The organism is Spirulina sp. LEGE 11439 (genome assembly GCF_059821285.1).
Map to the genome: position 1 here is coordinate 61,323 of NZ_JCAMRX010000029.1, position 19,540 is coordinate 80,862.

Genomic DNA, 19,540 nt, shown 5'->3' on the forward strand with positions numbered 1-19,540 from the left:
ATTCATATTTCTATTGTATTGTTTTTTGAATAGAAGTAAACATTATTTAGATTGAGGATGCAGCCATTTGTAAAATAAACGGGTGAGTAGAGGCATCACTCAATACGTTAAAACAAAGACAGTGATACCAATACTAATCAATTGAGGCAGGAAAAACGGCAAATTTGCTAATAAGGGATTGAGTACGATCCCAAGGACAGACGAACAAATAAAAACACCCAACCATATAATTATCGCCATTTTATAGCGAGGAGGCTGAGTCATAGGAGTTCGTCCCGGGAGAGAAACTAAATTTTCTAACCCTGTAAGAATTTGTATATCTGCCTTTTTTTGAGTGAGGGGTTTGGCGCGATCGAGCCATTCTTGACGTTCATCTGATTTCAACCATCGACACATTTGGGGATAGGTATGAAAACGAAGAATTGTAACATACTCATTTTGGCTTCCGGGTTGAGGTCGAATGACAGTTGCACCGTCGTGGCCTTCAAATTGTTGTGATACTCTGGCAATTCCTTGCAACCATTCTTCATAACCTTGCTCTCGACCGGGACGCACGGAGTGGGAAATAATTGCTGTTACTTTTTGATTTTCCGATGGTATGCGATCGCTTTGGGTAACAGTCATATTCAAAATTGCAAAGTAACTCTCTTTGTTATCAATATTCTCATAATTTGCAGACGAGGAGAATCAATCGATGGCATTTTAACAATTGAGAATACAGCATTCGATCGCATCCCGTTAACCAGAAGCAACTGAATAAATTTTGATTGAGCGATCGCTTTTTCTACCTTAAGTTATTCTTTCGAGAAATGCCGACGATAGAACCAAAGTAAAACATAAGCCAATCCAAATATAGCGGCTGCATAAATAAGAACATTTGAGAGCAGTCCGTGAAACTCATAATTAGCGAGATCGCTTAATCGGAAATGCAAGCCAGCGTGTACAATTGAAAAAAGAGAAACTATGAAGCGAAATCCATCGCGAATCGGCTTATTTTGAGAGTGACCGAGCCAGAAAAATAAGAAGTATAGAGGAAAATGAAGTCCAACAAATAGAGAGTAAGCCGTTGTCTCGGAAAGATTACTCAAGAAATAGAGTAATCGCCATTCAGCGTGCATAATAGCATCCATCTCATGGGTAAATAAAGCAGACAAGCATAGATAATAAAGTGCCGTTAGCATTAACTCTAACCTCCGATCGCTGATTATAGATCGACTCTTAAAAATTTCTCTTTTTTAGTTTATCAAACTGAAGAGTATCTTTTTGATTTTTTTACTATTATTAAATATTTTCAGTTCTTTTTATGGTAAAATTACTAAAAAAAGCTCTATTGATTAAAATCGATGTCTGTTCAAGAAACTACGATCGCAAAACCTAAAAAAAATCAATATCCCGTATTGATTTGGCAATGGTTTGAAGGACATCGCATCGATCTTATTTTTTTCATTAGTTTAGGATTATGCGTTCTAAAATTTGTTTCTTTTCTGGATTTAGCTGTAGACATTCAACTTCACGATGAGACTTATTATCTCGATCGCGGGGTCAATTTACTAACTTCTGGTTTGCCAGATGCTCAATGGGCTCCTCTCTATACAATCTGGTACTATTTTTTATCCCTATTTACTCGCGATCGCATTACACTTTACTATCTGAATCAACAAGTTTTAACAGAGTTGACAACTTTAGGATTGTATGTTTATCTCCGCAGAATACGAGTGAGTTCGTTAATTGCTTATTTTGCTTCCTGTTTTTATCTTCTGTCTTCTCTCAATGATGTTAATCCCAGACCTACAAATTTTGCTTTACTGATTTTATTGATTTTTCTCATCATCGCGCATCACTTTTCTGACAATTCTACCTATTATGTAATTTTAGCGATCGCCTTTGCTTGGATTGTTTATATCAGACCGGAATATATTTTGAGTCATTTATTTTTTCTCACGATCGCTCTGTATTTAATTTTTATAAATTGGAGAAATAAGAAAACTAAAACACTTCATTTATTCATCAAAATTATTCTTATTATTCTAGAAATTTTTCTGGCGATCGCGATCTTTGGCAACCCTGTGACAGGAGGAAGAAGCTGGTTTGCCTTCGGTCAGCATTTTGCCTTAAATTGGGTGGACTGGAATCACAGCGATCTCAATCCTTGGACAAATTGGGGAGATATTCTTTTTGCTAATTTTGGCAAAGCGGAGAATTTTAGGCAAGGCATACAAGCGAATCCGATTCAATTCTTCAAGCATCTTTTGAGTAACTGCGATCGCTATCTCAACACATCATTATCATTACTCTTGATTTCTTTGAAAAAATATGGTTTTAGTTCCCTTCTCTCTGACAAATTAACTTTTTTACAAGTTTCCCTATTGGCTATTATTGTGAGTGATATTGTTCGGAAATGGAAAAAAATTTCCAAGCACTACGATCGCCAAACTTTCCCAAGATTATTGATAACTTTAAGTGGTATTTTAATATCTGTAATTCCGACAATTTTATTGATTTATCCTCGAGAACACTATCTCATTTTACAAGGATTTTTAGTTATTGCGATCGCAGCTTATTTGTTTTCAATTATTGTTCGCAATCGCATCACCTTCTCTCTCTCCTGTTTAATTGCTTTACTTGTATTATTGGTGACACCCAATGTAGCAAAAGGATGGTGTATTGCACCAAACTTATGTTTTTTACCAACAACAGGAGGAGAAAAAATTATTCTTGAAAATCGCAATACCATTGAATTTATCAAAGTCTTAGAAATCGGCGAACGCGTTAATTTTCTGGAAGCTGAAGGCGGTTATTTTACCTATCTCGATCGTTCTTATACTCGTATCTTTGAATGGTGGAAAGCAGAATCTTTCGATCGCTTTTTAGAAAAACATAAGATTAATATGATTTTAGAAAGTTCTGATTTACTCACCCATCCCAGTTATCGAGAGGATGCAACCTTTAAAGCATTTTTAGAAAAACCGCGACAACATCAATTTATTCGGCTTAATATTCCCGGTACGGAATTCAAACTTCTTATAAAGCAAGAATTATTAAATTAGAAGATAAATTTTATTTACCTCTGTTTCAGATTAACCGCTAATAGAGCCGCTTGAGTGCGATCGCGCAAATTTAAGCGGCTCAAAATATTCGTGACATAGTTTTTCACAGTACGCTCAGAAATATAAAGCGTTGCCGCAATTTCTTTGTTACTGTAACCCTTCCCCAAACAGTGCAGCACCTCCAACTCCCGAGGAGTTAATTGAGCAATTTCTGGCGGTGTTTCGATCGCCGAAGGAGGTGCGATCGCCTTTTCCAACAAACCGGGACCGAGTTGCGTATATCCTTTGTGAACTGAGCGAATCGCTTGAGCGAGTTCTTCTGATGGCGTATCCTTTAACAAATATCCTTTTGCACCATAATTTAGCGCCTTACTAACATATTCATCATCGTCAAAAGTTGTTAAAACCAGAACTTTAATATCTGGCGCTTGTTCCTGTAAGGTTTGCGTTGCGGCAACTCCATCCATGACTGGCATTCGCACATCCATCAAAACGACATCAGGATGAAGGGATAATGCTTGCTCTACCCCGATTTTTCCATTTTCTGCCGTCCCAACAATTTCTAAATCGGGTTGTGCCTGTAATAAGCTACTCAAACCTTCACGAATAATGCTCTGATCGTCAACTAAAAGCAGTCGAATCATTTCTCGGTAATCGGTAATGAGGACGCAATCTTGAGATTGATTTTAAACGGAAATCTCGCCTTATTGTATCTGGAATTGGCTAAACTCCCTTCTTGCTTATCTTTCCAGCTTTCATTGTAGAACGGTTTTCTGCACTAGAGAATCAATAAGGAATTTGTCAATGTAGAATTATAGAGAATCCAAGACACTTCCATGAGCATTTCCATGAAATCTTTGTATGACTGGTATCGCAATACCCTCCGCAATCCTAAATACCGATGGTGGCTGATTTTGGGTAGTTTGGTTTACCTGTTGAGTCCCTTAGATATTTCCCCGGATTTTATTCCTATTGTCGGCTGGCTCGATGATGGGATCATTGTCGGTCTCTTGGTTACGGAAGTCTCGCAAATGCTGATCGAGGTTGCCAACAAGCGCAAAAATGAAGATGAAGCTGACGATCGCGGGATGGAAAAAGAAAAAGTTGTCGATATTGATGCCGTGACAATTGAAGAATAAAAAGAAGTATGTAGGGAAAGCGTGATTTTTCCCCTCAGTCAATATTAAAGGGGTTGAGCGCGATCGCCAACTCCTTTCCAGTTTAGCCCTTGAGGTGCGTGCTTTCCCGTAATAATATCGTTACAATTGAGCTAATTCCCCCTCGAGCAACTTGCGCTTGCTATGGGAGAATGTCAAAATCAGGTGTATCCGTTGGGGAAAGTGCAATGTCGGTTTTAGTTTTACTGGATGAAATTGCCAGTACTTTGGAACGAGAAAGCGATCGCGTTAGAATTCGGAAATTGATTTTTTGTGCCTGTAAAAATCGTTGGGAAAACGATAAAGAGAAACTACTTGGCTCTAATTTACCAGATTTACTCCTCGAACTTTATCAAAATAATACTACCGTTGAAACTTTAACCGAGTCTTTGTATAAAATCGTCCAACAATTAAATCGAAAGGCTGAATACTCCACGATTGCCAATACGATTATCGCTCAACTGGGTCAACTTTACAACAAGACCGAAGACGAGATGACCAAATTTGCTGTCATTGAAGAGGAAGCAACTCAATTTGCCTCATTTTCTCCTGCCTCTTCCCCCTTGCTAGAAATTGTCGGAGAATTAGAACATCACGAAGAAGCGATTCGGATTAGAAAGCTCTTATTTTGTAGCTGTTACAGTCAATGGGAAAATAATCCGCAAAAGCTGCTCGAATTAAATTTACAACAACTTTTAGAGACAATTCAACAGAAATATGCCACGTTGAATGAATTAAAATTAGTGTTAGAGCGCATTATTAAAAGTCTAAATCGAAAACAAGAATATACTCAAATCGGTAATTTAATTATCGATCGCATTCTTCCTCTTTATGCCGATAGCGATCGCGCAATTTCTCTATCTATTCCCACCTCAGTACCTCAAAAGATAACTCCAAGTAATGAAGATGGGATAACCGTCGGCACGCATTTCTCAAATCGCAGTCTGGAAGAAGCCAGTGCTTTTGCAGAAGATACCGATGCTTTTGCCTATTCTCCCCAAGAGCAAGAATGGTATGAAAATGGGAGCTCCGACGACGCATCTGCATCGGTTGCAACTATCGTACCTCAAGCTGCGATCGCTCCAGAATCCTACCCACAAGGCAACGATACTACCAACTATACTCCTGCTCCCGACACCGATTTTAATCCCGTTAGTAAGTTAACAACAAAAACCGTCGCGACAATGCGCGAGTATGACCCCTTTAACGTCCGTTTGGAGGTGATGAAATATTCTAATCCTTTGCGAGCAAAAATCTTGGCATTTTCAACCCTACATCATAAATTTGAAATTACTGGTAAGGAATGGTCGAGTTTGCGAACACTTTCTTTTGATGAGTTGTTACATCATTTATATGAAACTTATACCAATCTAACTGCTTTAGAAAAACCCCTATATGAAACGGCAAGCAGTTTAGCCGAGCCGGATGAGAGCACCCAAGCCGCAGAAGCGATCGTCAAAGCAATGAAACCTTATTATCTTTAATCAATCACAGAAAATAATCACCATCAAACTTAGCTGAAATAGAAAAAATATGGATGTTCAAGAATTTTTAAGACGTTATGAAACCGGAGAAAATCAATTTCAAGGTGTGAATTTAAGTGGCATGAACCTTACTGGTGCAGATCTCATTGGTATCGATCTCAAACGTGCCGATCTACACAGTACAACATTAATTTTTGCTTATTTAAGTCGCGCTCAATTGAATAAGGCGAATTTAAGAGATGCTAAATTAAGTGGGGCAAATTTGAATCAAGCCTCCATGACTGGGGTTGATTTACATAATGCCGATCTTCACGGTGCGAGTTTGCAAGGTGCAAATTTACGTAGTGCGGATATGACGCTAGCCAGTTTGTTAGATGCGAATTTAATTGAAGCCGATCTCAGAGGGAGCGATTTAAGTGGTGCAAATTTGACGGGAGCCTGTTTGCGTGGGGCGAATTTACGAGAAGAAAAACGCATTTATACCGCCAATTTGATCGGTGCTATTCTGTGCGGTGTCGATCTACAAGGAGCCGATTTAAAAGGTGCAGATTTATCAAAAGTTGATATGAGTGGAGCAAATTTGCGAGAAGTTAATTTTCGCGGTGCGGACTTGAGAGGTTCTAATTTAAGCGGTGCAGATTTGAGTGGTGCTTATTTGACGGAAGCCGATTTAAAAGGAGCAAATTTAGAAGCAGCAATTCTTAAAAATGCCAAAATGGAACGAGTGATTTTAACGGGAGCAAATTTAAAACAAGTCAATTTACGCGGTGCGGTAATGCCAGATGCGAAGTTAGATAAAACAGAGTTAAGTCAGTCCAATTTGAGCGAAACTCGTTTGAATCGAGCCGATTTAAGTCGCGCTAATTTACGCAATTCCGATCTCAGTAAAGCCGATTTAATTGAGGCTTATTGTGCCAGAACTAACATGACAGGAGTGAATTTAACCGATGCCAATTTATCTCGTGCGGAGTTGAGTTCGGCAATTTTAACTTGGGTAGAATGGAAGGGTGCAATTATGCCAGATGGAAGCGAACATGATTAGCGATCGCGCAAATTACAGCCTAGAACAACTGATTCAAATTCAAGGTAAATCCCGGAATGATATCCTCACCGCTTAAAGTTGCATTATCTCGATACTGAGTGATTGAATTGTCTGCACGATAGACAAAAGCCTGACGATTTGCGCGATCGATTAACCAACCTAGTTTCACGCTATTTTCGATATATTCTACCATCTTTTCTTTAAGCATCTTCAAACTATCTGTTTTAGAGCGAATTTCCACGACAAAATCGGGAACAATGCTGCAAAATTCATCTTCTCCGGTATCCCATCCTTCGGGTAATCGTCCCTTAGTAATCAAAGACGCATCGGGAGAACGCACGGCATCATTAGGGAGTTTAAAACCTGTACTAGAACTAAAAACATCTCCTAAATCGTTGCTTTCTACAAAAAACAATAAATATGCGCCAGCTTTAAGTTCTCGGTTGCCTGCAATTTGACCAGTGGGTGCCATTGTTACTAAAGATCCATTTGCATTACGTTCAAATCTCAGTTCGGGATTTTTAGAACTGAGTTGCATTAATTCTTTATCGGTAATGGGTTTAAGAGCTTGTACCATTGTTAGGCGATCGCAATTATTCTTCTATTATCATAGCACTTGAATTAAAGAAGCGATCGCATTGCCTTTGCTTCTCCTCAAAAGCAAGCGATCGCATCTAAAATAAACTTAACTTGTTAATGCTAATAACTCAGCTTCAACACGGTCGAGTAATGCTTCTGCCGGTTGAGTTCGGTGGTATAATTGGGGAATCCAATCATCGCCCCAAAACAAAAAACAACTGGTTTCTCCTTCTAAAATCAATTCCCGTGCTTCTGTTAACAACTGTTGTCCTGTTGCCGATAAATCCATCGGGGAATCCACAATTTTCCAATAGCGATCGCTAACCCGACAAATCGTTTCTACTGCCTGTTTTTGAGCCTCAGAACCTGCCCATTGACGTAGATCGAACCCGGAGGTATTGCCAACATTCCAAGCCCCTGTTTGCACAAAGGCTTCCTCTTCGGGAGGATTTTGTTGCAAATAGTCCGATAATTTCACCGATCGCAAAGCGGTAGACTGATTGCGAATCATCTCAATAAAAGGGGTGAAAAAATGACCGAAAAATCCCGATTGTTCGTGCATTTGTCGAAACCAACCGCCATTTTCTCCATCAGACCATGTTGTCATTAAACGCGGCGCATTGGGTGCGGGAGAATGGGCGATTTTTTGAGAGACTTCGCGATCGAACCAAACTGGATCGGTGCCGCTTTCTTGAGCATTAGAAATATCTCGTTCTCGAGGAATAATCGCAATACTTTTGCCGCCATAAGTTGCCTTATAAGGCTTATAAATATCGAGGATACCGCTTTCGGGTTGAATATGCACCCCATCGACAACAACATAGGTATAACCCACCTCAACTAATGCCGGAATCATTTCCATACAAAATGCCATTTCTGGCGGCCAAAATCCCGTCGGAGAACGTCCGAATGCTTTTTCAACAATCTCTTTTCCTCGGATTAAATGTTCCTGCCAATCTCGTTGGGGAATAAGAGGGAAAATGGGATGATAATAACCCATGCCAATTAACTCAATATTATTCGCTTTGCCATAGCGATCGCACATATCGGGAATGTCAAGAAAAGGAGCATATCCAGCAATGATTTCCGGATCGAGAAACTGTTCTAAAAGAATTCCTGAAAATCCCACTTGCAAACAAGCTGAATCTTGCAGTAAATTGGCATAGCGTACTGCCCGTTCGTAACAACGCATAATTTGCTCGGCTTCAAAGCGATCGCTTTCGATTAATAGCTTCAGATTGCCCGGCGGTTGGTGCATATGCAAGCCGAGAGCATGATAAATTGGTTGTGTCATTTTTTCCTTATTGATTGAAGTCGCGGAGGGAAGCTGAAGCGTTGCCGATCTATAGTTTCTCTCTACTATAATAAGGGCAAATGGATCGCAAACTCCAATTCAATCATGGCTAGACAAAAAGCATTCGATCGCGAAGACGTACTGGATAAAGCAATGAACACCTTTTGGCAAAAAGGCTATGAAGGAACATCCGTGCGAGATTTAGTGGAAAATATGGGCATTAACCGAGGGAGTTTATACGATACTTTCGGTGACAAACATACCCTTTTTCTCGCTGCGATCGCTCATTATGAAGAAACGATCGTTACCGATGCGATCGCTTGTTTAGAAGCTCCCAATGCCGATAGACAAACCATTATTGAACATTTTTACGGTTTAATCGATCGCGCCATCGCCGATGCGGAAAAACGAGGCTGTTTTGTCACCAATAGTGCGGTAGAATTGTGCGCCCGAGACTCGGAAACGGCGATTCGGATTGAGAATAATCTCAAACGCATCAAAAAGGCTTATCAAAACGCTTTAAAGCGATCGCAGGAGAAAGGAGAAATTCCGCGCGATCGAGATATTCAAGCCTTAGCATGCTTTCTCGTTTGTACGTTACAAGGATTGCGAGTGATGACCAAAGTAACATGCGATCGAGTTGCTCTTGAAGATATTGCTAAAGTTGCTTTGTCGGTCTTAGAATAATTTGCAAATTGTAATTACAACCATGTAGAGACCGATCGCAATTCTTCTGGAATAGAAATATCAACCTCAAATTCTAGAATGGTTTCGCTATCTCCCAAATATCCTGATTGTTGAAAGGATAATAACATTCGCGTTAAGGCAATCCAAACCTCGCGATCGTACTCCCAATCACATCCGCGAGATGTATAACAACTGATTGATTTTAATGCCCAAAAATAACTATTGCGGACGATAGAACCGCCTTTTTTATAATTGGGAAGATCTTCACGATTAATACAAAGAATGTCTTCTTTAATTGTGGCTCGCATTTTGATTTTATTACTAATAATTTTGAGCGCGATCGCAATCTCGATTATACTAAAAATATAGGTGAATCCGAAGCGCAAAAATAAGAAATGATGAACTCGCAGAAAAAATATCCCAGACAAGCGTTAAACAAAGCCTTTCTGAAGGTTAAACTCGATCGCAATGAGATTGAAAGATTTAAACGCAATCTCTGGCAACTGATTAAGGATATCAATGAAGATGAGTCGGAAGAATTTCATAAAAACCTAGTCTCTAATTTTTTGCGAGATACTTATTATCTAGGAAACTATTTTATTAATACAAAAGGACGTAAAGATTTAGTCATTCATCATGGGAAAGAGGCAAAAAGCAGTGTAGGAATAATTTTGGAGGCAAAAAAGCCAACCAATAAATCAGAAATAATTCAAGTCGATCGCTTGAATGCAAAAGCATTACAAGAATTACTGTTATATTTTTTACGAGAGCGAATTCAAGAAAATAATTTAGAAATCAAACATCTTATTGTCACTAATATTTACGAATGGTTTATTTTTGATGCTCGGATATTTGAAGAATATTTTGTTCAACATAAAGCATTTGTTAAACAATTTATCGATTTTGAAGCAGGTCAACTGACGGGAACAAAAACCCAGTTTTTCTATCAAGAAATTGCTCAACCTGCAATTGATGCGATCGCTAAAGAAATTTCTTTTACTCATGTTGATTTGCGCGATTATGAAATACTTTTAAGAAATGAGAGAAAAGGAAGCGATCGCGAGTTAATTGCGCTGTTTAAAGTCTTTTCCCCAGAACATCTTTTAAAACTCCCTTTTGCGAATGATAGTAACAGTCTCGATCGGACATTTTATAGCGAGTTACTGCATATTATGGGGTTAACTGAAACGAAAAAAAGTAGCAAAAAACTCATTCAACGGAAGAAAGAAGGCGATCGCGATATCGGATCGCTGTTGGAAAATGCGATCGCACAGTTAGAGAGTTTGGATAAAATCTCTCGCTGGGAAGATAGCGATCGCTTTGGGGAAAATGAGTCAGAAAAAATTTTTAATGTGAGTTTAGAATTAGCGATTACTTGGATTAATCGCATTCTCTTTTTGAAGTTATTGGAAGCACAACTCATTGCTTATCATCAAGGAGATTGCGATTTTGCTTTTTTAAACTTAGAGAAAGTGAAGAATTATGACGATCTCAATCGTTTATTTTTTAGTGTTTTGGCACGAAAACATGAAGACAGACAAGGAGAAGTCAAAGATATTTTCACTCGCGTTCCTTATTTGAACAGTTCTTTATTTGAACCAACAGAATTGGAACACGATACAATTTTCATGAGCAATCTTCGCGATGAAAAGATACCTATTTTCTCTGCAACGGTATTAAAAGACAGTCAGGGAAAGAAGCGATCGGGAGATATAAATGCTCTAGAGTACCTATTTGAGTTTCTCAATGCTTATGATTTTAGTAGCGAAGGATCGGAAGAGATTCAAGAAGAGAATAAAACATTGATTAATGCTGCGGTATTGGGGTTGATTTTTGAGAAAATTAATGGCTATAAAGACGGGTCTTTTTTTACTCCTGGCTTTATTACGATGTATATGTGTCGGGAAACAATTCGCCGTGCTGTCTTGCAAAAGTTTAATGAGGTGAAGGGATGGGATTGCGAAAATCTGGAAGAGCAGGTCTATGATAAAATTAAAGATAAAGCCGAAGCTAATGCAATTATTAATAGTTTAAAGATCTGCGATCCTGCTGTAGGTTCAGGTCATTTCTTGGTATCTGCGCTGAATGAAATTATTGCCATTAAAAGCGAGTTGAAAATATTGTGCGATCGCGAAGGAAAAACATTACGAGATTATCAAATTGAGGTGAGTAATGATGAGTTAATTATTACGAATGATGATGGAAAATTGTTTGAGTACAATCCTAAGAGCCTAGAGAGTCAACGCATACAGGAAACACTATTTCACGAGAAACAAATGATTATTGAAAATTGTTTGTTTGGGGTAGATATTAATCTTAATTCGGTTAAAATCTGTCGGTTGCGATTATGGATCGAATTATTGAAAAATGCTTATTATCGCAGAGAAAGCAATTACAGAGAATTGGAAACATTACCCAATATCGATATTAATATTAAGTGCGGCAATTCTTTGATTAGTCATTTTGCTTTAGATGCAGATTTGCGGTTTGCACTGAAAAAAAGTAAGTCTAATATGGAAACCTATCACAATGCAGTGCAAACTTATCGCAATGCAGAAAATAAGACGCAGAAGCGAGAGATGGAAAAATTAATGACAAAAATTAAAGGGAATTTTCGTCAATCTCTTTTCGATCGCGATCCGAAAAAGAAAAGGCTGAGAAATTTAGAGTCGGAGATGAATCACTTAGAAAACCAGCTATCTTTGTTTGCAGAGACAAAAGCAGAGAAAAATGCACGAAACAAGAAGATTGTTAAGTTAAAGAATGCTATTAATAAGCTCACAGTGGACATTGAAGAAATAGAAAGCGGGAAAATTTATACGAATGCTTTTGAGTGGCGTTTTGAGTTTCCTGAAGTGCTGGATAATCAGGGAGATTTTATCGGATTTAATGTGGTTATAGGGAATCCTCCTTGGGGTGCTACACTGACAAAATCTCAAAAACTTTTTTTGAAAAAACAATTCAAGGAAATAGATAGCTCGACTCCCAATACTTTTGCCTATTTTATCGGATTATCTTTAAAACTTAGCCGAGCTTTTATAACACAATTACTACCTGATAGCCTTCTAGTTAAAGACTTTTCAAAAACAAGAGAATTCTTATCTAATAAGATTAATTTGATCCATTGGTATCAAAATACGGGAATGCCTGAAAAACATAGACCATTTTTAGATGTTGAGCATGATGTATGCTCTATATTTATTGCTCCTTATTTATCCTATAAATGCTTCATAGAAACAAGGCACTATCAAAAGAGTATAATATTTAAAAATTCTGTAATTCGCGTCAAGAATGATTTTATGCTTCAAGAATATGATTATATATATAATTTATTGTTAACTGATATTGACATATCAATTTTATTAAAGCTAAGAAGTTTTGACAGATTAAATGAATATTTTCAATGTCATGAAGGTATCCATTCGGGTAATATCAGGAAAAAACTATTTACAAGATCGAATAATAGTAAATTTGGAAAACCAATGTTTATTGGTGCAAAGCATGGAGATAATATTCAAAATTATTTATCTCAAACATCTGGATGGTATGTTAATTATGATAAAAACTTGATTTTAAAAGACAAAAAAGAATATGCCTCATTCAGAGATGAAAGAATCTTTTCATATCCAAAAATTTATATTACAAGGACAGGTAATCCATTCAAAGCATTTATAGACATGAATACTTATGCCTCTAACAATTTCTTTTCAATACAATTTAAAGATTATTCTGTCAATTCATATAAAAATTTAATCGCAGTTTTGGGACTATTAAATTCTAGCTTTGCTAACTATTATATTCGGAAAATAATTGCTCCTTCCTTGGGTAATACATTTGTAGAAACAAAAATAATTCATTTGCTAAAATTACCACTAACAACTGATATTTTGAATAGTCTTGAACTCAGTAATCTTGTCGATCGCATTCTCGAAACCAAAAAAGCCGCTCCCAAAGCCGATATAGCTTCCTTAGAAAAAGAAATCGATCGCCTCGTTTACGATCTCTATGGACTTACGGCAGAAGAGATTAAACTTGTCGAAAGAGAAACCTCCTAGCTTGAATCATCATTATTAGGAATTTATGTTAACAATGGCTGCATCGCTTTACAATAAACCCATCGCACTCGAAAACAAAAATGAGAAAAATTGGTTTGGGTTTATTATGGCTGAGTTTCCTTCTCTATGGGTTTCTCCTTGCACCCCCCGATCGCCCCGATACCCTAGACTTAATTATCAACCTTTCTACTGGCAACTGGGACGGAATTAACCTCATTATCGTGTCCTTATTTAACATTATGGGAATTTTACCGATCGCCTACGCAGCCCTCATTCTCATGGATGGACGAGGACAGAAAATTCGCGCTTATCCCTTTGCGATCGAGTCGTTTGGCTTGGGTGCATTTGCTCTCCTTCCTTATTTCGCCCTCCGTCAAACCAATCCCAATTTTAACGGCAAAAAAGACTTTTTACTCAACATCCTCGATTCTCGCTGGCTGGGAATTTTACTCCTTCTCGGAGCAAATATTTTAATCGCTAGTGCTATTGTATCTGGAGACTGGGGCGACTTTATCCAGCAATGGCAAACCAGCCGCTTCATTCACGTGATGAGTCTCGACTTTTGCCTCTTATCCCTTCTCTTTCCGACATTATTGAGGGATGATATGACAAGGCGAGGACTTAAAAATCCTCTGATTTTTTGGGCAGTTTCACTGACTCCTCTCCTTGGCACATTGTTGTATTTCAGTCTTCGTCCCCCTTTACCCGAAGAAGAAAAAACTCGTGAAATCATTCAAGAAACGCCCATCTCGACTGTTTCTTAACCCAATGATAATATTTTTCATTCTGCGATCGAGATAAGATAGTTGAGTGAAGAAGAGAGAAAGAAAATCAACAACCCATAACCAACAATCCATAACCAACAACCAATGGCATCTTCTGAAACCGTTAAAGATTCTATTAGCACCATCGATCTCAAAGACCCTCAATATTACTTTAATCGAGAACTCAGTTGGCTGGAATTCAACTATCGTGTTTTACATGAAGGCTTAGACGATCGCACGCTTCTCCTCGATCGCCTGAAATTTTTTGCTATTTTTTGCTCCAATCTCGATGAGTTTTTTATGGTGCGAGTCGCAGGATTAAAGAAACAAGAAGAAGCCCAAGTCAATAAACTTAGTTTTGATGGTCGCACCCCCTCCGAACAATTGCAAGCAATTCGCGATCGCCTCTATCCTCTCATTCAACAGCAAGACCATACTTTCGAGCAAATCTTAAGACCCTCACTTGAAAAAGAGGGAGTTTATCTTCTCAATTATGTCGATCTCAATCAAGAACAGCGCAAGTATCTCCATAGCTTTTTTGAAGAACATATTTTTCCTGTTTTAACTCCCCTTGCTGTCGATCCATCTCACCCTTTTCCTTATATTTCTAATTTAAGTCTTAATTTGGCGGTCTTGGTTAAAAACCCAGAAACAAAAGAGGAACTTTTTGCCCGCATCAAAGTTCCTTCGCCATTATCCCGCTTTGTTTCCTTGCCGAAAAACCTACAACATTCCGGAGAAGTTCCCGCAGTTTGGACGGGAATTCCCATCGAACAGGTTATCGCCCATAATCTTGACAGCCTTTTTCCGGGGATGAACGTTCAAGAATGCTATCCTTTTCGCGTCACCCGTAATGCCGATTTATCCGTAGAAGAAGATGAAGCCGACGATCTGTTACTCGCGATCGAACAAGAAATTCGCAAGCGGCGCATCGGCAAATCAGCAGTTCGTATAGAAATTCAAGCATCTATGCCAGAAAATGTCCGCAATACGCTAATCCGTGGACTCGATTTAAATGAAAATGAGGTCTATGAATTTGCTGGATTATTGGGCTTAAACGATCTCTTTTTCTTTATGAGACTTCCTCTTCCTCAACTGAAAGAACCCAGTTGGACCCCCGTGATTCCACCGAGACTGCAACGGATATTAGATGCCGTTGAAACCAGTCGCAAGCTAGACCTAGAAGAAGGAGAAGATTTCTTTAATTTGCTGGCGCAAAAGGATCTACTGGTTCATCATCCCTACGAATCTTTTACAGCTTCAGTGCAAGAATTTATTACCCAAGCCGCCCACGATTCCCAAGTTTTGGCAATTAAATTAACCTTATATCGAACGTCCGGAGATTCTCCCATTATTAGCGCTTTAATTGATGCTGCTGAAAATGGCAAGCAAGTCGTTGCTTTGGTGGAATTAAAAGCGCGTTTTGATGAAGAAAATAATATTCTTTGGGCGCGAAAATTAGAACAAGCTGGCGTTCACGTTGTTTACGGCTTAGTTGGCTTAAAAACCCATACCAAAATCACTTTAGTTGTACGTCAAGAAGAAGAAAAAATTCGTCGCTACGTTCATATCGGCACGGGAAACTATAATCCCAAAACAGCCCGCTTATACACCGATCTGGGTTTATTAAGCAGTCGAGAAGAATTGGGGGCAGATTTGACCGATTTATTTAATTTCTTGACAGGCTATTCAAGACAGCGTTCTTATCGAAGATTGTTGGTTTCTCCGGTGAACTTACGCGATCGCATGGTGGAATTGATCGAACGAGAAATCGAAAATTGTCAAAATGGAGGGACGGGGCGCATTGTTGCCAAAATGAATTCTTTGGTCGATGCCAAAATGATTGCCAAACTTTATGAAGCCTCTCAAGCCGGGGTGAAAATCGATCTCATCATCCGAGGAATTTGTTGTTTGCGTCCGGGGGTTGAAGGGGTCAGCGAGAATATTAATGCAATCAGTATTGTCGGACAATTGTTAGAACATTCCCGCATTTACTATTTTTATAATCTGGGTAATGAAGAGGTCTATATTGGTAGTGCGGATTGGATGACCCGCAATTTAGATCGACGAGTGGAAGCGATCGCCCCCATTGACGATCCCGACATCCGCAAAGATTTACAAGAAATTTTAGGAGTCATGCTGGCTGATAATCGTCAAGCATGGGAACTACAAACTAATGGGAGTTACACTCAGCGTCAACCTCGACCCGACGATCGCGATCGCAGCGCCCAAAAAATGCTGATGGAAATGGCTTTAACCGCGAACAGTTAACAGTTAAATCAATCTAGCGATCGCGGTTTAACAGCCAAATCATGAGGGCGACAATTCCCACTTGTAGGGCAAAATTGGGCAAAGCCCGAGTAATTTCTTGCCCCGATGTCAATTGTGCCAAGAAAATAACAGCCCCGATCCCTCCGGATGCGGCAAAACCAACATAGACGAAATGGCGCAAACCCCGATAAGGCGATTTGAGTTCGGCTCTCAAGTGAGCATATTGTTCTGGACTGAAGGATTTTGACGGTTTTTTTAGATCTGGCATAATCTCGTTTGACATTCAAAATGAAAACAGGCAATTTTTCTGTCGCGATCGCCTTTTTTTCAGCTATAATAGGATACCGTGTTTGATGTCGCCTCTTTTTCAGACTCATATCTCTGAAAGACATCTTTCCAAATAATCTGCCCTCGTAGCTCAGTGGTAGAGCATTCCACTCGTAATGGAAGGGTCGCCGGTTCAAATCCAGTCGAGGGCTTTCATATATGTCAGCACTTTCAACGTTTTGGGAGAAAGAAACAACGCATTCACCTACAGGGTACGAATCGAACGTACAAACTCTGGGCCTATACCTCAGTAAGCAGCTACTTGCTCAGCCTTGCAATAACATCATAGTTTAAAATTAGTACAGTGTTCTCGATAAAGCAAAAACGATACAAAAGCACAGAACCAGCAGATTAGTCGATTAAATTTACAGGGTGACAAGAGAGCTAAAAGGTAGAGATATTAAAGGTTTCGTTAGATTAAACCCTTGTACCCAAATCCAGTACAGAATCACTCATCCTTATTCAAGATAAAGAGGCAAATTTTTACACCCATGCGATCGGAATTACAATTGCACTACGGTTCAAAATCACATATTTATATCGAGTATTGTCTTTGCTCGAAAACGAAGAACAACAATATAATATAAGCAACTTATGAATCAAAAACCAAAACTTCTTATTGTAGGCGATGGGGGAACTCCTACCGGTTTTTCTCGAATAATCCGCAGTGTATTTAAGCGATTAGACCAAAAGTATGATATTCATCATCTAGCCGTTGGTTACCCGGGCGATCCTCATGATTATAGTTGGAAACTCTATGCAGCCGGTGCCGGGGGAGATCTATTTGGCTGCAATCGTTTGCCAAAACTTGTCGAAGTGATTCGCCCCGCATTGATTCTTTTGGTAAATGACATCTGGCTACTCACTTCCTACATGGATGTTCTCTCCAACAGCAAGATTCCAGTTATTGGTTGCTGCCCTATTGAAGCCCGAGGAATGAATCCTGATATTTTATTTAAACTGAGAACAATGCGTAAGTTGATTGTTTTTACACAGTTTGCTTATCAAGAATTGTCAAATTTAATGGCTCATTGCGAACAGGCCGACTTTCCCAAAGACTTTCTGGAAATTATCCCTCTGGGAGTTGATACAGACAGTTTCTTTCCATTAGATAGCAAATCAAATGCTTCTAGTAAGCAGTATGCAAAGTCTTTGTTATTGGGTTATGATGCAGAGCCAGAATCCTTCTGGGTACTCAATGCGAATCGCAACCAACCTCGCAAGCGGATCGATCTTACCATTCGTGGCTTTGCAGGCTTTGTTGCTAATAAGCCTCCCCATGTAAAACTCTGCCTTCATATGGGATTGAAGGATCTCGGCTGGGATATACCCGAACTCAGCGCTAGGTACGGGATTGAAGATCGTTTAATCTTAACCTCTGCCGAAAGCCACCCACCCAACATTCCAGACACAGAACTGAACTTGATTTATAATGCCTGTGATGTTGGCATCAATACATCCTCCTCTGAGGGGTGGGGTATGATAGCTTTTGAGCATGCTGCGGCTTGCAGCGCGCAAATTTTGCCCAAACATACCAGTTGTGAAGAATTGTGGCAAGATTCTGCGCTATTAATCAATCCCACGCTATCCCTAATCAATCCCAGCCCAATCATGCTTGAAGAAAAATTAATTTCGCCCCACGATCTTGCTGACGCTTTGGAGAGACTTTACAACAATCGGGAAACTTGCAAACAGTTCGCACAGCAGGCATATAGGAATGCCACAAAACTAGAATATCGTTGGGATAAAATTGTTGAATCATGGGATAACTTAATTGAGCAGATGATTAAGATTAGGCCAGATTCTTGACTGGCGAAATGGAGTGCAGGGGATGCTGAAGGTAAACCCAAGAAATATCTACCCTTGCACTGAAGTTACGCCGCGATTTCTGCGATCGCGGGTAAATTTTCTAGGTTGAGGCGAATTTTCATGAGTATAAGCTCTCTATAAAAGTAGGAGTCATCTCTGGATTTGTTATTCGATGCGAAATAGTCGAATGTAAGGCAAGTGTCTCCAATTCATATTGTGCAATGGACAAGTCATCGAGAGCGATCGCTATATCAATCTTGTTAGCTGCGAGATAAAGCCGAATCTGCGTTTCAAGACTGCTAGCTGCTATTTTAAGGAAACTGATTTCGGTATCAGTAAACAGATGAAGATTAGCAATTTCGCCGAGGACAATAAAAAGATCGTTATCGTTAGCATATCTATGCTTAATGTTGCAATTTGCATCAAGTGCCTTGCGTACATTATTGAGTAGACGAGCAGTTGTAAAGTCATTATTATTATGCGGCCAGCCGATAATTGTCAAGCAATTATTCATCCATTGAACTTGAAACGATCGTTCGTATGGTGTACGACTCAAACTATTAAAATTATTGAAAGTAGGTTCAAAGCCACCCAATTGAACTGTTATCGGAAAATGATGTTGAAGGGTTGGCACAAACTGGGTAAAGTCCATTAGAGTTTTATTTCCGGTAGCAGTCCATCTATTTGCGTTAAAGAGTTTGGAATAGCCAATTAGTTTTTCCATACCAGAGATCGTGCCGTGTATTTGGTTTGGATGGTAAGAGCGAAATACGCGCCGCAATGGTGATTGTTGAATTAAATCCGTACAATTCTTGATAAGTCGAACTAAAGTTTTAGTTTTATGACCATACAGTGCAATAAGAGTTACTTGCTTCATCGTTGCGTTTCATTTTTGAATCGGTGAGATAGCGATCGCTTTGCCAAATTGCCGCGCAGTCATCCCCCAAAGTTAAGTTATTGAAGTTTATCGATTGACATCCTCTCACCGCTAAACGCTAAGGCGTTCTAGCGGGAGATTCCCAGA

17 protein-coding genes and 1 tRNA gene are annotated in these 19,540 nt (G+C 39.2%); 10 read left to right on the forward strand and 8 right to left on the reverse strand.

Annotated features, from left to right (window positions below):
* Nucleotides 1-99 precede the first annotated feature (99 nt).
* Nucleotides 100-624: an antibiotic biosynthesis monooxygenase gene (locus tag AC6RV6_RS18520; RefSeq protein ID WP_500242357.1), complete on the reverse strand. Its 525-nt coding sequence runs from the start codon at nt 622-624 to the stop codon at nt 100-102.
* Between the two features lie 170 nt (nt 625-794).
* Nucleotides 795-1,181, reverse strand: a complete 387-nt coding sequence (locus tag AC6RV6_RS18525) for a DUF6713 family protein (protein WP_500242358.1) — start codon at nt 1,179-1,181, stop codon at nt 795-797.
* Between the two features lie 162 nt (nt 1,182-1,343).
* Between AC6RV6_RS18525 and AC6RV6_RS18530 the strand changes: the two genes are divergently transcribed.
* Entirely contained in the window at nt 1,344-3,047 is a 1,704-nt protein-coding gene (locus AC6RV6_RS18530; RefSeq protein ID WP_500242359.1) for a hypothetical protein, read from the forward strand.
* 14 nt (nt 3,048-3,061) lie between these two features.
* Here the strand turns inward: AC6RV6_RS18530 and AC6RV6_RS18535 are convergent, their stop codons facing one another.
* Complete coding sequence (locus tag AC6RV6_RS18535; RefSeq protein WP_500242360.1) at nt 3,062-3,691, reverse strand: response regulator transcription factor; 630 nt, start codon at nt 3,689-3,691, stop codon at nt 3,062-3,064.
* A gap of 192 nt (nt 3,692-3,883) precedes the next feature.
* On the opposite strand from AC6RV6_RS18535, the gene AC6RV6_RS18540 reads away from it, so the two are divergent.
* The 3 genes from AC6RV6_RS18540 (at nt 3,884) to AC6RV6_RS18550 (ending at nt 6,730) form a co-directional block, all read left to right on the forward strand.
* The gene (locus AC6RV6_RS18540; RefSeq protein ID WP_500242361.1) at nt 3,884-4,186 is read left to right on the forward strand and encodes a YkvA family protein; all 303 of its coding nucleotides are present in this window, start codon (nt 3,884-3,886) and stop codon (nt 4,184-4,186) included.
* Nucleotides 4,187-4,356: 170 nt separating this feature from the next.
* Nucleotides 4,357-5,688, forward strand: a complete 1,332-nt coding sequence (locus AC6RV6_RS18545; RefSeq protein WP_500242362.1) for a hypothetical protein — start codon at nt 4,357-4,359, stop codon at nt 5,686-5,688.
* A 49-nt stretch (nt 5,689-5,737) separates the two neighbouring features.
* Nucleotides 5,738-6,730 (forward strand): pentapeptide repeat-containing protein, encoded by a 993-nt coding sequence (locus AC6RV6_RS18550; protein ID WP_500242363.1) that lies wholly within the window; start codon nt 5,738-5,740, stop codon nt 6,728-6,730.
* Nucleotides 6,731-6,749: 19 nt separating this feature from the next.
* Here the strand turns inward: AC6RV6_RS18550 and AC6RV6_RS18555 are convergent, their stop codons facing one another.
* Nucleotides 6,750-7,307: a Uma2 family endonuclease gene (locus AC6RV6_RS18555; protein WP_500242364.1), complete on the reverse strand. Its 558-nt coding sequence runs from the start codon at nt 7,305-7,307 to the stop codon at nt 6,750-6,752.
* 108 nt (nt 7,308-7,415) lie between these two features.
* The gene (locus tag AC6RV6_RS18560) at nt 7,416-8,603 is read right to left on the reverse strand and encodes a polysaccharide deacetylase family protein (RefSeq protein WP_500242365.1); all 1,188 of its coding nucleotides are present in this window, start codon (nt 8,601-8,603) and stop codon (nt 7,416-7,418) included.
* Nucleotides 8,604-8,708: 105 nt separating this feature from the next.
* Here AC6RV6_RS18560 and AC6RV6_RS18565 point away from each other — a divergent pair, with 105 nt between their 5' ends.
* A complete protein-coding gene (locus AC6RV6_RS18565) occupies nt 8,709-9,290 on the forward strand; it encodes a TetR/AcrR family transcriptional regulator (RefSeq protein WP_500242366.1) in 582 nt (193 codons plus the stop codon).
* A 14-nt stretch (nt 9,291-9,304) separates the two neighbouring features.
* Here the strand turns inward: AC6RV6_RS18565 and AC6RV6_RS18570 are convergent, their stop codons facing one another.
* Nucleotides 9,305-9,598, reverse strand: a complete 294-nt coding sequence (locus AC6RV6_RS18570) for a hypothetical protein (protein WP_500242367.1) — start codon at nt 9,596-9,598, stop codon at nt 9,305-9,307.
* A 90-nt stretch (nt 9,599-9,688) separates the two neighbouring features.
* Here AC6RV6_RS18570 and AC6RV6_RS18575 point away from each other — a divergent pair, with 90 nt between their 5' ends.
* From AC6RV6_RS18575 to ppk1, 3 genes are all read left to right on the forward strand, one after another.
* Nucleotides 9,689-13,345: a DUF7149 domain-containing protein gene (locus AC6RV6_RS18575; protein ID WP_500242375.1), complete on the forward strand. Its 3,657-nt coding sequence runs from the start codon at nt 9,689-9,691 to the stop codon at nt 13,343-13,345.
* Nucleotides 13,346-13,425: 80 nt separating this feature from the next.
* Nucleotides 13,426-14,109, forward strand: coding sequence for a DUF2834 domain-containing protein (locus AC6RV6_RS18580; RefSeq protein WP_500242368.1), 684 nt, complete (start codon nt 13,426-13,428; stop codon nt 14,107-14,109).
* Between the two features lie 105 nt (nt 14,110-14,214).
* On the forward strand, nt 14,215-16,380 hold the full coding sequence (gene ppk1, locus AC6RV6_RS18585; RefSeq protein ID WP_500242369.1) for a polyphosphate kinase 1: 2,166 nt from the start codon (nt 14,215-14,217) through the stop codon (nt 16,378-16,380).
* A 13-nt stretch (nt 16,381-16,393) separates the two neighbouring features.
* Here the strand turns inward: ppk1 and AC6RV6_RS18590 are convergent, their stop codons facing one another.
* The gene (locus AC6RV6_RS18590; RefSeq protein WP_500242370.1) at nt 16,394-16,648 is read right to left on the reverse strand and encodes a DUF3493 domain-containing protein; all 255 of its coding nucleotides are present in this window, start codon (nt 16,646-16,648) and stop codon (nt 16,394-16,396) included.
* A gap of 139 nt (nt 16,649-16,787) precedes the next feature.
* Here AC6RV6_RS18590 and AC6RV6_RS18595 point away from each other — a divergent pair.
* A tRNA-Thr gene (locus AC6RV6_RS18595) sits at nt 16,788-16,859 on the forward strand.
* A 442-nt stretch (nt 16,860-17,301) separates the two neighbouring features.
* Nucleotides 17,302-18,516 carry a glycosyltransferase family 4 protein gene (locus tag AC6RV6_RS18600; protein WP_500242371.1) on the forward strand — a complete coding sequence of 405 codons (1,215 nt, stop codon included), beginning with the start codon at nt 17,302-17,304 and terminating at the stop codon, nt 18,514-18,516.
* Nucleotides 18,517-18,634: 118 nt separating this feature from the next.
* Here AC6RV6_RS18600 and AC6RV6_RS18605 read toward each other — a convergent pair whose 3' ends face one another.
* The gene (locus tag AC6RV6_RS18605) at nt 18,635-19,393 is read right to left on the reverse strand and encodes a hypothetical protein (protein WP_500242372.1); all 759 of its coding nucleotides are present in this window, start codon (nt 19,391-19,393) and stop codon (nt 18,635-18,637) included.
* Nucleotides 19,394-19,540: the final 147 nt, after the last annotated feature.